This is a genomic window from Pseudoalteromonas sp. S1727 (genome assembly GCF_005886375.1).
Taxonomy (GTDB): domain Bacteria; phylum Pseudomonadota; class Gammaproteobacteria; order Enterobacterales; family Alteromonadaceae; genus Pseudoalteromonas; species Pseudoalteromonas haloplanktis.
On record NZ_PNDT01000031.1, the window covers coordinates 17,149 to 31,161 of the forward strand.

13 protein-coding genes are annotated in these 14,013 nt (G+C 41.6%); 3 read left to right on the forward strand and 10 right to left on the reverse strand.

Features of this window, described 5'->3' with window-relative positions; all coding sequences use genetic code 11:
- The first annotated feature begins 37 nt into the window (after positions 1 to 37).
- Positions 38 to 2,221 carry a S9 family peptidase gene (locus CWB85_RS09375; RefSeq protein WP_138554711.1) on the forward strand — a complete coding sequence of 728 codons (2,184 nt, stop codon included), beginning with the start codon at positions 38 to 40 and terminating at the stop codon, positions 2,219 to 2,221.
- Positions 2,222 to 2,260: 39 nt separating this feature from the next.
- On the opposite strand, the gene CWB85_RS09380 is transcribed toward CWB85_RS09375, so the two are convergent.
- From CWB85_RS09380 to CWB85_RS09395, 4 genes are read right to left on the reverse strand one after another with little or no spacing between them, the layout of a single operon-like run.
- Positions 2,261 to 3,742, reverse strand: coding sequence for a sensor histidine kinase (locus tag CWB85_RS09380; protein ID WP_138554712.1), 1,482 nt, complete (start codon positions 3,740 to 3,742; stop codon positions 2,261 to 2,263).
- 9 nt (positions 3,743 to 3,751) lie between these two features.
- Entirely contained in the window at positions 3,752 to 4,480 is a 729-nt protein-coding gene (locus CWB85_RS09385; RefSeq protein WP_138554713.1) for a response regulator transcription factor, read from the reverse strand.
- Between the two features lie 50 nt (positions 4,481 to 4,530).
- Entirely contained in the window at positions 4,531 to 5,241 is a 711-nt protein-coding gene (locus CWB85_RS09390) for a spondin domain-containing protein (RefSeq protein WP_016709969.1), read from the reverse strand.
- Between the two features lie 10 nt (positions 5,242 to 5,251).
- A complete protein-coding gene (locus CWB85_RS09395) occupies positions 5,252 to 5,953 on the reverse strand; it encodes a spondin domain-containing protein (protein WP_138554714.1) in 702 nt (233 codons plus the stop codon).
- Positions 5,954 to 6,171: 218 nt separating this feature from the next.
- On the opposite strand from CWB85_RS09395, the gene CWB85_RS09400 reads away from it, so the two are divergent.
- Both CWB85_RS09400 and CWB85_RS09405 read left to right on the forward strand, forming a co-directional pair.
- On the forward strand, positions 6,172 to 6,543 hold the full coding sequence (locus CWB85_RS09400) for a DUF4870 domain-containing protein (RefSeq protein ID WP_016709971.1): 372 nt from the start codon (positions 6,172 to 6,174) through the stop codon (positions 6,541 to 6,543).
- A 65-nt stretch (positions 6,544 to 6,608) separates the two neighbouring features.
- On the forward strand, positions 6,609 to 7,043 hold the full coding sequence (locus CWB85_RS09405) for a YqaA family protein (protein WP_016709972.1): 435 nt from the start codon (positions 6,609 to 6,611) through the stop codon (positions 7,041 to 7,043).
- On the opposite strand, the gene folX is transcribed toward CWB85_RS09405, so the two are convergent.
- From folX to CWB85_RS09435, 6 genes are all read right to left on the reverse strand, one after another.
- Positions 7,040 to 7,399, reverse strand: a complete 360-nt coding sequence (gene folX / locus CWB85_RS09410) for a dihydroneopterin triphosphate 2'-epimerase (RefSeq protein WP_016709973.1) — start codon at positions 7,397 to 7,399, stop codon at positions 7,040 to 7,042. The genes CWB85_RS09405 and folX overlap by 4 nt on opposite strands.
- 4 nt (positions 7,400 to 7,403) lie before the next feature.
- Complete coding sequence (gene folE / locus CWB85_RS09415) at positions 7,404 to 7,958, reverse strand: GTP cyclohydrolase I FolE (RefSeq protein ID WP_016709974.1); 555 nt, start codon at positions 7,956 to 7,958, stop codon at positions 7,404 to 7,406.
- Between the two features lie 22 nt (positions 7,959 to 7,980).
- Complete coding sequence (gene folM / locus CWB85_RS09420) at positions 7,981 to 8,700, reverse strand: dihydromonapterin reductase (RefSeq protein WP_016709975.1); 720 nt, start codon at positions 8,698 to 8,700, stop codon at positions 7,981 to 7,983.
- A 207-nt stretch (positions 8,701 to 8,907) separates the two neighbouring features.
- Complete coding sequence (gene nadE, locus CWB85_RS09425) at positions 8,908 to 9,738, reverse strand: NAD(+) synthase (protein ID WP_138554715.1); 831 nt, start codon at positions 9,736 to 9,738, stop codon at positions 8,908 to 8,910.
- A 55-nt stretch (positions 9,739 to 9,793) separates the two neighbouring features.
- Positions 9,794 to 10,417: a YceH family protein gene (locus tag CWB85_RS09430; protein WP_138554716.1), complete on the reverse strand. Its 624-nt coding sequence runs from the start codon at positions 10,415 to 10,417 to the stop codon at positions 9,794 to 9,796.
- Between the two features lie 37 nt (positions 10,418 to 10,454).
- The gene (locus tag CWB85_RS09435; RefSeq protein ID WP_138554717.1) at positions 10,455 to 13,817 is read right to left on the reverse strand and encodes an ATP-binding protein; all 3,363 of its coding nucleotides are present in this window, start codon (positions 13,815 to 13,817) and stop codon (positions 10,455 to 10,457) included.
- Positions 13,818 to 14,013 lie beyond the last annotated feature (196 nt).

The window sequence follows — 14,013 nt, forward strand, 5'->3', positions numbered from 1 at the left end:
AACTATGGAAAAATAATAACTTTATTTAGGGAATACTATGAAAACTCTCCATTCTTTTGCACTTGCAGCGCTATCTGTCGCTATTTTATCGGCATGCGATAAAGCGCCGGAACAAAAAATACAATCAACAATGAGTGAAACTCAAAGTGTAACCGAGCAAACTCAAGTGACTGCTCCTGTTGCAAAAAAAGTGCCCCATGAAATGACCATACATGAAGATACGCGGATCGATAACTACTACTGGATGCGTGATGATGAACGCAAAGATCCTGCGGTAATAGCGCACCTTAATGCAGAAAATACCTACACTGATGCGATGTTAAAGCACACTGAAACGCTACAAGCGACCTTGTTTGAAGAGCTAAAAGGGCGTATTCAAAAAGATGATGATTCAGTACCAACCAAAAGTGGTGATTATTACTATTCATCACAAACTCGTGGGGACAATGAATACCCAACGTATGTGCGCAGCCGTGATGCTAAAGGCACTGAGCAGCAGATTATATTAGATGTAAATGAGTTGGCTAAAGAGCATGATTATTATGCAGTGACAGGTTTATCTGTCAGTCCAAATGGTAATTTACTTGCTTATGGAGAGGATACTGTTAGTCGTCGCATTTACACCATTTGGGTTAAAGATCTCAGTACAGGTAAATTACTAACAGATAAGCTTGAGGGCACTGATGGTGATATCGTTTGGGCTAATGATAATAAAACCTTTTATTACATTAAAAAAGACTTACAAACGCTGTTAGGTTATCAGGTATATCGCCATACATTAGGCACGCCACAAGCGCAAGATGAGCTCGTCTACGAAGAGACGAACACGAGTTATTACACCGGTCTTGGTAAGAGTAAAGACAAGCAAGAAATTTATATTTGGCATGCTAGCACCAATGCGTCAGGCGTATCTGTTATTGATGCGAACGATACCAAGGCACTGCCAAAACGTTTAATTGAGCGTGAAGAAAACCTGGAATATGACATTGCCAAGCTTGGTGATATTTATTATATCGTGACGAACCTAAATGCAGTGAACTTTCAGTTAATGACAGTGCATAAAGATAAAGCACATGATACAGCGAATTGGCAAACGCTGATCCCCGCTCGTGATGATATTAAACTGGAAGGCATTGATTTATTCGCTAATCACTTAGTGTATAAAGAGCGTGAAATGGGGCAATCTCGTGTCACTATCCGTAACCTAACGTCAGGTGATGAGCAGCAACTGAGCTTTAACGACAGCAGTTATATGATCCACGCTTATGGTAATAACGAGTTAGATAGCGACAGCTTACGTGTGTACTACACCAGTATGACTACCCCAGGTACCTCATACGACATTGATTTAGATAGCGCTGAAAAAACCTTACTCAAACAGCAAAAAGTTGTTGGTGATTTTAATGCTGAAAACTATGCATCGGAGCGCTTATTTATAACGGCCCGAGATGGTGTAAAAGTGCCAGTGAGTCTGGTTTACCGTAAAGACAAATTTAAACAAGATGGCAGTAACCCATTATTACAATATGCGTATGGCTCATACGGTGCAACGATGGATCCGAGTTTTTCAAGTGGCCGTTTAAGCTTGCTTGATCGCGGCTTTGTATTTGCAATTGCCCATATTCGTGGCTCGCAAATGCTGGGTCGTCCTTGGTATGAAGATGGTAAATTACTTCATAAGAAGAATACTTTTAATGATTTTGTTGATGTGACCAAGGCCTTAGTTGCCCAGCAGTATGGTGCATCCGATAACATATTTGCTATGGGTGGCAGTGCCGGTGGCTTATTAATGGGCGCGGTGGCAAATCAAGCTCCAGAGCTTTATAAAGGGATGGTTGCGGCAGTACCTTTTGTGGATGTAGTAACCACTATGTTAGATGCTAGTTTACCGCTGACGACCAATGAATATGGCGAGTGGGGTAACCCAAATGACAAAGTATATTATGACTATATGTTGTCGTACTCACCGTATGATCAAGTGAGCAAACAAGCGTACCCAAATATGTTAGTGACCACGGGTTTGCATGACTCGCAAGTGCAGTACTTTGAACCGGCCAAGTGGGTTGCGAAACTACGCGAATTTAAAACAGATGATAATAAGTTAGTGTTTAAAATTGACATGGAAGCAGGTCACGGCGGTGCATCAGGGCGTTTTAAAAGCCTTGAAGATACCGCACTTAACTATGCCTTCATTTTAGATTTAGCGGGAATTAAAAAATAGCGCTAGATGTGAGTACATTACAGCGAAGGCGTGACTAGCTCACGCCTTCGTTTTTTGTGGTAAGTTAAAGCTAAATTGGCTGCCTTTACCGAGCTCACTACGCACCTTAATTTCGCTGTTCATCAGTTGCAGTAAACCTTTGCAAATAGCCAAACCGAGTCCGCCTTGCTGATGACCTACAGTGTTGGAGTTACTTGCTTGATAGTGGGGTTCAAATATCGCGATTAATTCATCTTGTTGGATGCCCACCCCAGTATCACTAATATCTACATAGAGTTGCTCTGCGTCGGCCTGTTGTACTTGAACAATAATTTTACCACCTTTGGGCGTATGTCGAATTGCATTATCAATTAAGTTGCTTATTACTCGCTCCAGTTTGGCGATATCGGCAACCACAGTAAAGTCACAGATCACGGGTTCAACACGTAACGTCACTCCTTTGTTATCGGCTGCGACACAAAACTTAGCAACACAATCATAAATAAGCTCACCTAAATTGAAGGTTTCGGTATGCACTCTCATTTGGCCATTTTCTAAGTTTGCCAGCTCAAATATTTGCTCTATCAATAGCTTTAGTTGCTGACAATTATCGCTTGAAACACTAAGGTAATGCTGACGTTCTTGCTCACTTAATTGACGGTGAGGCTGGCTTAAAACTTCTAAAAAACCTTGCACAGATGCTAATGGTGTTCGTAAATCATGTGATAGGTGAGTGAGCAACTCTCGGCGTTGTTTATCACTTTGTGCTAATGCTTTAAATTGCTCATCAATGCGAGTAAGCATGGCTTGAATGCTTCTACCAAGGCTATCCACTTCATTATTTTTATTTGAGTAACTTGATAATTGATTATCGACTAAGCTGTAATTAGCTGCTTCTATCATGCTTACCTCAGTCGCGAGCTTTTTTATTGGTGCAGTAAAAAAGCGGAATAGAATTAAAAGTGCGATGAGTAAGAATAACAAAGCGCCAGCAAGCCACAGTCCGGCAATCCACACGTTATCATTGGCTTTAATAGTGTTAAGTGTAGTGTCGTAAGCTTCCCCACCGATGATCACATATAAGTAACCTTGTAGTACGTCTTGGTTGTAAACGGGTGCAACTGAAAAGATTTTTTGCCTACTAGGATCGCGTGGATCATCACCGTATAAAGGGGTTAATGTTCTATCTAGAATTAAGCGCTTTAGTGGAGTGAGGTTAATGCGGTCACGCTTTACTTTACCTGGTTCGGCTGAATAGGTGAGGATCGCACCTTGCGGATCCACAAAATAAAATTCAAATGCAGGACCTAACAACATCAACGTATGGAATAAATTTTCTAGAGCTTGATAGTCGTAAATGCCTTGTTGGAGGAGTGGGTTATCTTGGACTAGATGTTCAGCAAGCTGTAGGTGTAAATTTTGTTCGCCATGATGCTTAGAGGTACGCTCAAGCTGTTTGCTCCAGCCATATACTAAGGCACAAATAAAGCAAAAGATAATGACTAACGATGATGCTAATTTTTGATATAAAGATAAATTCATAATTGGCCGTCAATTGTTTAGTTGGGAGGGGTTTAGTTTATAGCCTACGCCCCACACGGTTTCGATAAACGGCGCTTGGTGATCTAGTTCAAGTTTTGCACGGAGCCGGTTAATATGTGAGTTTACGGTATGCTCGTAACCACTATGCTGATAACCCCAGACTCTATCTAACAACTGTTGACGGCTAAAGACATGATTTGGATGGCGGGCAAAATAGGCTAATAAATCAAATTCGGTAGCGGTTAAATTAAGTGCCTTATTTGCTAAATAAACTTGATGGCTAGTAAATTCGATCTGTAACGAGCCCAGTTGAATAGCGTGCTCTGTTGTTGGTGTTTCGGTTTCTTTGAGGTTTGCTGCTAATAGCTGTGCGCGATGACGTAGCTGAGTCTTTATTCGCGCCTGTAATTCACGAGAAAAAAAAGGTTTGCAAATGTAGTCATCAGCGCCCATTTCTAGGCCTATCACTTTATCCATGTCAGAGTTTAATGAAGTAACTAAAATTACGGCAATTGTTGGGTAATGCTCTTTTATTTTTCGGCACAAACTCAAGCCATCCATGTGTGGCAAATTAATATCGAGTAAAATCAAACCATAACTGTGTTTTGTTATTTTTTTCAGCGCGAGTTCTGCACTTTCAACATGATCTATATGTAAATTTAGCGGTTCAAGTTGCGTTATTATGAGTTGCCCAATTGCTTTATCGTCTTCGACGATTAGTACTTTTTCGTGTTGCATACGGTCACCTTATGGGAGGGCGCATCCATGTGCCCTAAAGCCAATAAAATTTACTGTGTCCGTGTGATAACAACTTTAGCGAGTGGGTTATCAAACTTATGTTCACTATATAAGATGGAGCCAGACAGCCCGTCTTGTTGGCTTACAACACCTGGGTGCATAGCAACATAGTTGATATCATCACGCGTTTCATTAAACCCTTCACCGCCATCAGCAGGACCAGGTATTGAGCCTGCAGCTTCAGTATTAGCTTCAGTGCCTGCGTCATACGCGAAAGTAAAGTGTGTTAATGTTTCATCAACAGCCAGTGAGGACACATCAATAGAGTTAAGACCGGTAAAACCATCATTTGTATTCACCATCATAGTTGCTAACGATAATTTTAATACTTCAATGGCATCGGTGGTGATAGTTAGGGTCGTTTGTGCACCCGGCCCCAGTGGTGCCTCCCCGGAGCTGCTGGCAATCGCCGATGTAAAAGTGAGTAACTCAGAGTTATCACCGCCTTCGGCCATCAGCTCCAAGGCTAAAGAGGCGCTTTGACCTATTTGCCATAAGTTACCCTCATGATGTGCAATCAATGCGATAGGCGATAAAGGTTGTCCGGCCGTTAAGTTGCTAACCTGCACGGTAAACTGAAAACTGATTGGTTCAGGAGCAGGGGGAGTTACCACTGTGGGGGTATTGTCATCTGAATCGCTACATGCAGCCAAGCTGGCACCTAGCGCGAGAATGATAAGGCTTTTACTAAAACGTGACATAACTACGCTCCTATTTTACCGTGACGGTGAGTTTCGCAACAGGGTTTAACCATCTATGCACTGTATTGCTTAAATCACTTGTGCCTGCTGTTAAGTCATCGTCGCCTAAATTTCCAGGGTGAATATGCACATTGGTATTTGTTTGAGTGCTGCTTACACCGGCACCACCAGTTCCTGCATCGCCACCCGGCGCCGCAGGGATCCCTGGTGTACCTGGTGCGCCAGAATCGGCAACAATAAGCTCGTCATTTGCTTCTGTGCCCGCATCATAACCATTTAAGTAGATAGTGTAAGTACCTGCCTCTGTAGGGATTTTCCAGCTATCTAGGCCAACAAAGCCATCATTCGTTGGCAGTAGCATGGCGGTTAATGAGAGATATTCATTGCCTTCACTGGTCATCAGTGTGGTCATGGTTGATGCTGTAGGTAGTAATAGACCATTAGCTGGGTTTGCTGCTATATCACTACTAGACGCGGTAGCTTGTGCTATTAATGGCTCCAGATTGCCACCTTCAGCCATTGTTTGCAGCGCTGTGGAGGCAGGCATTGCAAGTTCAAACAAATGCTCTTCACCATTATGGGCCGTTACTAAAATGGGGGTGAAGTGAATTCCTTGGGTGAGGTTGGTCAGTTGTATTTCTAGTTCAGCGGCTGACGTTGCGTAACTTGCAAACGCAGTTAGAGTAGCAATAGTGAGAGTAGAGATTTTCATGATTCGTTCCTATTATTGATGATTCACAATGAGTATCAAAGAGCGACATCAAGAAAACCTCACGAACTTATCACTTTTTTATCACAACAGTACCAATCAACTTACTTGATGTTTATCAAGCAAAATTAAGGAGGGCATTTTTTAGCATATTGATCATAAATCAGCCTAGACATTATGCCTTAAAGCAGTCACTATTAACAAAAAACAAGGAGATGATAATGGAAGAAAATCAACAGGTTGAACCAGTTGTAGCGAGTAAAGATGAACGTATGTGGGCAATGCTTTGTCATTTAAGTGCGTTAGCCGGGTTTGTTGTCCCGTTAGGCGCTATACTCGGTCCGCTGGTCGTGTGGTTAATTAAAAAAGAAGAAATGCCACTAGTGGCAGAGCATGGGCGTAAGTCGCTTAATTTTCAAATCACGATGTTAATTGCTTATATACTGTGTTTTATTCTGATGTTTGCAGTTATTGGCGTCATTTTATTACCCATAGTGGCTATTTTCTCGTTTATTATGGTGGTTATCGGTGCCATTAAAACCAATGATGGCAAACCGTTTAGCTACCCATTTAGTTTAAATTTGATAAAATAAGCCATACTAGATTTTAACAAAAACCCAGCTTTTGCTGGGTTTTTTATATGCTTGAAAAGGCTTAAATGGCTTATTTAACATTATTTCTTACTGCGTTTGTTGCCGCTACTTTGCTGCCTAGCTCATCTGAAATTGTACTGACAGCGATGGTTACAAAAGGTGAGTACACAATTTGGCTGTTGTGGCTTAGTGCTACAGTAGGCAATGTGCTGGGGAGCTGTGTTAATTATTGGCTCGGTACTCAAGTGCTACGGTTTAAAGATCGCAAATGGTTTCCTGTTTCGCAACAGAATATTGATAAAGCTCAGCAACGTTTTGAAAAATATGGGGTGTATAGCTTATTTTTGGCATGGGTGCCGATCATTGGTGATCCGCTGACCGTCGTTGGTGGAATTTTTAAGGTTCGCTGGTGGACTTTTTTATGGATTGTTACCCTTGGCAAAGGGGCACGATATTTAGTGGTGCTCGCCTTTGCCTTAGGTGTGGATAAACTGATTTAACTTTTCGCCCAATCAAGTGTCAGTGATACTGAGTCGGCAAAACGTAAGGCATGAGGCTTATCAACTCGTACTTTAGCGTAGTTGACGCTAGAATGACGATGACACACTTCGAGTATTTCGGCGACGAGCTTTTCAAGCAGTAAAAAGTGCCCTTGTTCTACCAGCGCAATAACTTCTTTAGTGATCACTTTATAATTTAATGCTTGCTCTACTTGATCAGTCTCGCAGGCTTGATCTGCAGGGTAGTGAATTTCTAAATTAATCACTACATCCTGTTTTTTCTCACGCTCTTCTGGATTAAAACCGATAAAAGTACGCAGCCGTAAATTGGTGACATTTATAATTGCATTACCCATAAGGTTAACCTTTTACAAGCTGCAAAAATTCATTACGGGTTTTTGGGTCTGCTCTAAAGTTACCTAACATGACGGATGTACGCATACTGGAATTTTGCTTTTCAACACCACGCATCATCATACACATATGTTTTGCTTCAATAATAACGCCCACGCCTTTAGCACCGGTTACTTCTTCTACCGCTTTAGCTATTTGGTGAGTGAGTTGTTCTTGAATTTGAAAGCGGCGCGCGTACATATCAACAATACGAGCAAATTTAGATAAACCAAGTACCTTGCCGTTAGGGATATAAGCAATATGACAACGACCAACAAATGGCAGTAAATGGTGTTCGCACATCGAGTAAAGCTCAATATCTTGCACCAATACCATGTCGTCTGCATCAGAAGTAAATACTGCGTTGTTGGTAATTTCGTCAAGTGTTTGACGATAGCCTTTGGTTAAATACTCCATGGCTTTGGCGGCACGCTTTGGCGTGTCTAGAAGACCTTCGCGCTGAGGGTCTTCACCTACGGCAGCGATGATCTCTTGGTAACTATTTTTTAATTCGTTATGCATAAATTTCTCAATTTTAAATTCGTTATTTTAAGTGTCTGCCGCCATCTACGGGCAATGAACGCCCCGTTATGTAATGGCTATTTAGTAATAAATCGACACTATTAATGATTTCACGGCAACCGGGTTCGATGCCCATTAAAGATTTTTTTAACGTTTTAGCACGGTATGCGTCATCGTCATCTTCATTAAAAATAATGAGTGATGGTGCAATTGCATTAACTTTGATTTGTGGTGCATACTTAGCTGCAAACGACTTGGTTAAGTTATCAAGAGCAGCTTTACTTGCAGCGTATGCTAAGTGTTTAGGGCTACCAGTATCGACCACATAATCGGTTAAATGAATAATGTCGGCTGGCGCAGCATGTTGTTCGTAATAACGTTGTAATAACTCACTGCTAGCAAGGTTGATCAAGTAAGGGGTTTTGGCATGGATGCGCATCATATTATCAAAAAGCGCCGCGCTATCAGGATTATTCGCTTCACAATCCCAGCTAGAGGCGTTGTGAATAATCGCTTTAAGACTGCTAGTATGGCTTTTTAATATCGCAATAAACTCTACAATAGCATTATCGTCACTAAAGTCTGCAGCGATACAAATAGCGCCTTGTTGCGCTAATTCGTCAATGGCTTTATGACGAGTGCGGTAGGTCACTATGATCGTTTGCCCAGCGGCAATAAAATGCTTAGCAAGTGCTAGACCAATACGCTGGCCTGCGCCAGTGATTAAAATGGGCGATGTCATATAATGCGATGTTCTCTATTTAACGCTAAGTATTAATAAGCTAACTATAAACTAAATTACAGTAATGTTTCACCCATTAGCGTAGCAAACTCATTACTGCATTATTAAGTTGTACATTACGGTTGACGATAAGAGATCGATCATACAAATAAACCGAGCGCAGCTTTTTATATTTGCAGGCACACGCTCAGTTTAGTTAGTAGGCAATTAATCGTAAATTGTTGGGATGGCTTGACGTTTATGTTGAGTGCGCAGATATATAGCAATTAGTTTTTCGCTGACTTCATCACTCACCGATTTACCTTCTAAAAAGTCATCAATTTGTTCATAGCTTAAACCTAGGGCTTCTTCGTCAGTAAGGCCTGGGCGGTCGCATTCTAAATCGGCAGTTGGTGCCTTATTCACTAGTAAGTCTGGTGCACCAAGTTGTTTTGCTAATGCGCGTACTTGGCGTTTTGACAAACCAAATAAAGGGGCTAAGTCACAGGCTCCGTCACCAAATTTAGTGTAAAAACCAGTAATGTTTTCGGCGCTGTGATCAGTACCAACGACAAGTCCTTGGCACAAGCCAGCAATTTCATATTGTGCCACCATACGTTGGCGAGCTTTTACATTACCTTTAATAAAATCAATTTGCGCTTGCTCAGGTAGGCTTTCACCGCTACCTACGACAGCTGCTAAAGCTTGTTCATGCATGCCATCAGCTGCAGGCTTGATGTTTACCGTCATCCGTTTACTTGGTTGAATAAAATCAACGGCTAATTGCGCTTCGGCTTCATCAGCTTGAATACCGTAAGGTAAGCGAACAGCTATAAATTGATATTTTTCAGTTTGTTGTTCAGTATTTAATTCGTTCACGGCAAGTTGGCATAAACGCCCGCAGGTAGATGAATCCACGCCACCACTGATCCCCAGCACTAAAGAGCGTGAATGTGCTGCCACAAGGCGGTTTTTTATAAAGTTAACACGGCGTGTAATTTCTTGGTCAACGTCTATAGTTGGCTGGACTTTCATTTCAGCCATTATCTCAGCGCGCATGCTGGGCTCCTAACAGTTCATTATTGTGGTTATAGTCTAATTCAAAGGGTTTAATTTAAAGCCCTAAATGCTGTTTTATTTTTTGTAACTCGGCTTTGAGGTCATCAATTTCAGCAAGTAATTCATTCAGCTCATCAGCTTTGATGTCGGGTAACTCCACTGCTTGCGCAACGACAGTACTTTCAGGATCTGCAAATAAATGACTGTAACGACTTTCACGTTTGCCGGGCTCTCGCGGATGTTTAACGACATGTTCTGCGTTGATTAGCTCGTTCAGTGCAGTTTCTACCTCTGCGACGTTGTTAAACTCAGCAAGACGATTACTACGGGTTCTTAACTCACCTGGAGTTTGTGGCCCGCGTAGGAGGAGCAAACAAATAATCGCGCGTTGTTGCTCAGTCAATTGTAAATTACCAAACTCGGTGTTGCAAAAACGATGTGCAAACTTGGTTACACGGCCAGAAAACCCTTCATCCTGTGTCACTAAGCGTTGAGCAAGCAAGGTGTCTAATGCTTGTTGAACTTGTGTTTCACTGAGAGTTAATACTGGCTCACGGTTTGACTTTTGATTACAGGCATTCGTTAGTGCGTTGAGTGACAACGGGTAATGTTCAGGGGTCGTGCTTTGTTTTTCAAGTAAACAGCCGATCACACGTTGTTCAATAGCTGTGAGTTGCATAATAAATCCTTCTTTTGTTATGCCTAAGCTTACACTTTTATTGTGTATCAAGCCATTGTTGTAACTTTGGCTGAAGCGCTTCAAAATCGAGCGGTTTGGTTAAATAATCACTCATCCCAGCATTCAAGCATTTGTCTCTATCGCCTTGCATTGCATTTGCAGTTAAGGCAATGATAGTTACGTTTTTATAATGTTCTCCGGCATCGCCATTACGGATCGCACGAGTTGCTTGGTAACCGTCCATTTCAGGCATTTGGCAATCCATTAACAATAACTTGTAAGGCTGTGCCATATTATTTTTTAGCTTTTCTATCGCTTCTAAACCATTTTCGGCGATATCGAAATTAACGCCAGCCTGTTTAAGCAAGGCACTGGCAACAACCTGATTGACCTTGTTGTCTTCGACGAGCAGAATTTTCTCTTGATTTGCAGAGTCTACGCTGTTAACTGCAATGTTGGTATGTGGTAGGGGGTTATTTTGCTGCTGCTCAATAAACTTGTCATTAGCCAGTGAGTCAAATAAGTCAGAAGGAGTTAGTGGCTTAAATATCATGCAATTAACATTAACAGGTAAGTTGGTATGTTCTTTTGAGAAACTCATTGGAGCCATGAGTATTAGTTTTACTTGGTGCTCGTCTAGGTAGCCTTGGAGCAGCTTTATTACTTCAGCATCGGCTTGTCTAATAAAGCTATAATCAAGTAATACAGCATCAATCGTTACTTCGCTTGATGTTAGGTGCTTTGTAATGCTTGGGTAGTGGCTAACGATATCTGCATACGCACCCCATACTTGCAATTGTTTATGAGCTATTGCGCCATTTAAAGGGCAGCTATCTACAATTAAAATCCGCTTATTTTTGATTAAATGGCTTGGTAAGTCTTGTTCTCTACTGAGCAATGGTTGTACTTTTATGGAGAAAGTAAAAGTGCTCCCTTCACCGTATACACTGGTAACGTTCACTTCACCATTCATTAAATTACAAAGTTGCTTTACTATCGCCAGTCCCAAACCTGTGCCGCCATATTGGCGAGTCGTTGAGGTGTCTGCTTGAGTAAATGAGTCAAACAAAGCAGCTTGCTTGTCGGCTTTTATACCAATACCAGTATCAATTATTGAACAATTTAAGAAAGTCCCATCTGTGGTGTTATTTAAATCTGCAATAACGATGATTTCTCCATCGTGAGTAAATTTAACAGCGTTGCCGAGCAAGTTATTAAGAATTTGTCGTAGCCTATTTGGATCGCTAATAACTTCATTTACATCAATTTTAGTGGCGTCTAGAATCAGTTTGGTATTATGCTGCTCTACTTTCAGAGCAAAGGATTCGACGATTTCACCTAGTAATTTAGGTAAGTTAAAGGCAATTTCTTCAATATCTAATTTACCAGCTTCAATTTTAGAAAAGTCCAAAATATCGTTAATAATGTTAAGCAGAGACTGTGCTGATGATTGTGCTAACTCGATATGGTGAGCTTGTTGTGCGTCTAACTGGGTCTGCTGCACAATATTCAGCATCCCGAGTACCCCGTTCATGGGTGTGCGAATTTCATGACTCATGCTCGCTAAAAACTCCCCTTTAGCGGTCACTGCTTGTTCAGCTGCTTCTTTCGCTGTTACTAATTGTTGCTCTGTTTCTATACGTTGTTCACTTGAGTATAAGCTGCCAATTAAGGCAGCCACAGCGATTAGAAAACTTTCTTCGTTACGGGACCATGCACGTGGGAGTTGGCATTGCTCTGCACACACAATACCAATGGCCCCGCTTCCTGCTGGAATCGAAGCACTTAGCATAGATTGGATATTTAAAGGTGCTAAATAATGCTCAGTTAGTGGCGTGGTAAGTTCGTTGCTAAGTGCATTGGCGGCGCTGAGTACTGCTTGATTATTTATGGCGGCAAAAAAACTTGGTAGCTCACTTTGTTGCCATGTTTGCAGTATTGTGTGTTCAGACGCGTGCTTGCCGTGATAGGCAAATAAGAGTAACTGATCTTTACTTTCATTGAATAGCCAAATACTGGCTCGTTCAACATTGAGGGCATCGCATACTGATCGTGTGATGATATCTTTAGATTGCTTTAAATTCCCTGTCAACACTGCGCTGTTAACGGTAAGAGAGGCAAGAGCTTCATTGTGCAGCGCTGTTTTATTGCTTTCTAGTTCAATACATTTACGGGTATGTATATCTTGCAGCGAACCAAAAATTCTGACGCAGCGGCCGTTACGAATTTCAGCTTCACCATGCACTAATACCCACACAGATTGATTAAGAGAATTTATGACTTCGAGTTCGACTTCGTAGCTTTCACCGTATTTTATAGCACGCTCAATAAGTCTTTGCACGGTATCGCGGCTTTCACCAGCTTTAAAGTAATTAAGGTTGGTTGGCCAATCAGGTTGTTCGTCTAGCGGGTATTTGAAAATTTCTTTGGTCATATCAGACCAATACACTTGTTGGGTTTCGAGATTGAATGACCATGCGCCAATTTTGGCAAGGCTACTCATAGTGACTAACATTTTTTCATTTTGTAATTGCCGGTTGAGCATTTTTAAGAACACTAAAAACGCTAAGCAAAGCAACCCGCAAATTGTAAAAATTGCTAACCTTAGCGGCCAGACAGATGAGCCTGGAGGTGCCCAGCCAGCTTTTGGAGAAACAAATAACAGCCATTCCCCACCTTGGAAAGTGAGCGTAAACGCAAGCGGGTTGTGTGTTAAAATTTCAGAGTCGCCATGAAAAAACTCTCCTTTGCTACCTAAGCCATTGCGCCCTTGGATAGCCACATCGTAGTGTTCTTCTAATTCATAGATACCTGCTTTGGTGTACATTTTCTCAATATCGAGTACTACAGAGAGTAATCCCCAAAAGTGTTTATCTGGGGGTAGGTAAACAGGAACTCTAGCAATTAAGGCCTCGCCACCTTGAACCAATGTGAGAGGACCTGCCATCACTATTTCATTATTATCACGTGCGCGAATAGCATCGGCACGTTGCTCTTGGTTTTCTAAAAAGTTTAGGCCAATTGCCTTTTCATTGCCCGCAAGCGGGTAGGTCATGCGGATCACCATATCAGGTGCACCGCCGATATTACGTAATTCAGATGAAGTGTCGAATAATGGTGCAGCGATTTGTGCAAAACGCTGTTGTTCTAAATTAGGTTCTGCGGCAACAGCGACCGCTAAACCTCGTACTAATTGAATATTTGACACTAAAGTAGATTCAAGTTGCGTACGATAGCTACTGACTTCAGATAGAATCAACAGCCGGTGAGATTGTTTGGCGCGCTCATAGCTGACTTGATCCAGCACTAGGCTAATCAAGAAAATAAACGCGAGCGAACACCAAAATGTCAGTTTGAATTTGTATACCTTTTTATCATCTTGTGTTTTTGGCAATGACATTACGCTTTATGCATTTAAGAATTGGCAGTTCAACTATAGTCAATTTATCGTAGAAATAGAAATGCTTCTGATAAATAGGGGGACATATTTTTTATTTAAATTACGATATGTTAGCTGGCAGATTAACTGTTAATTCAATTATCACTGGGCTGGTTTTGCGGTTTGCAGTAATTAATTTGCTGAGAAACCAATGAAG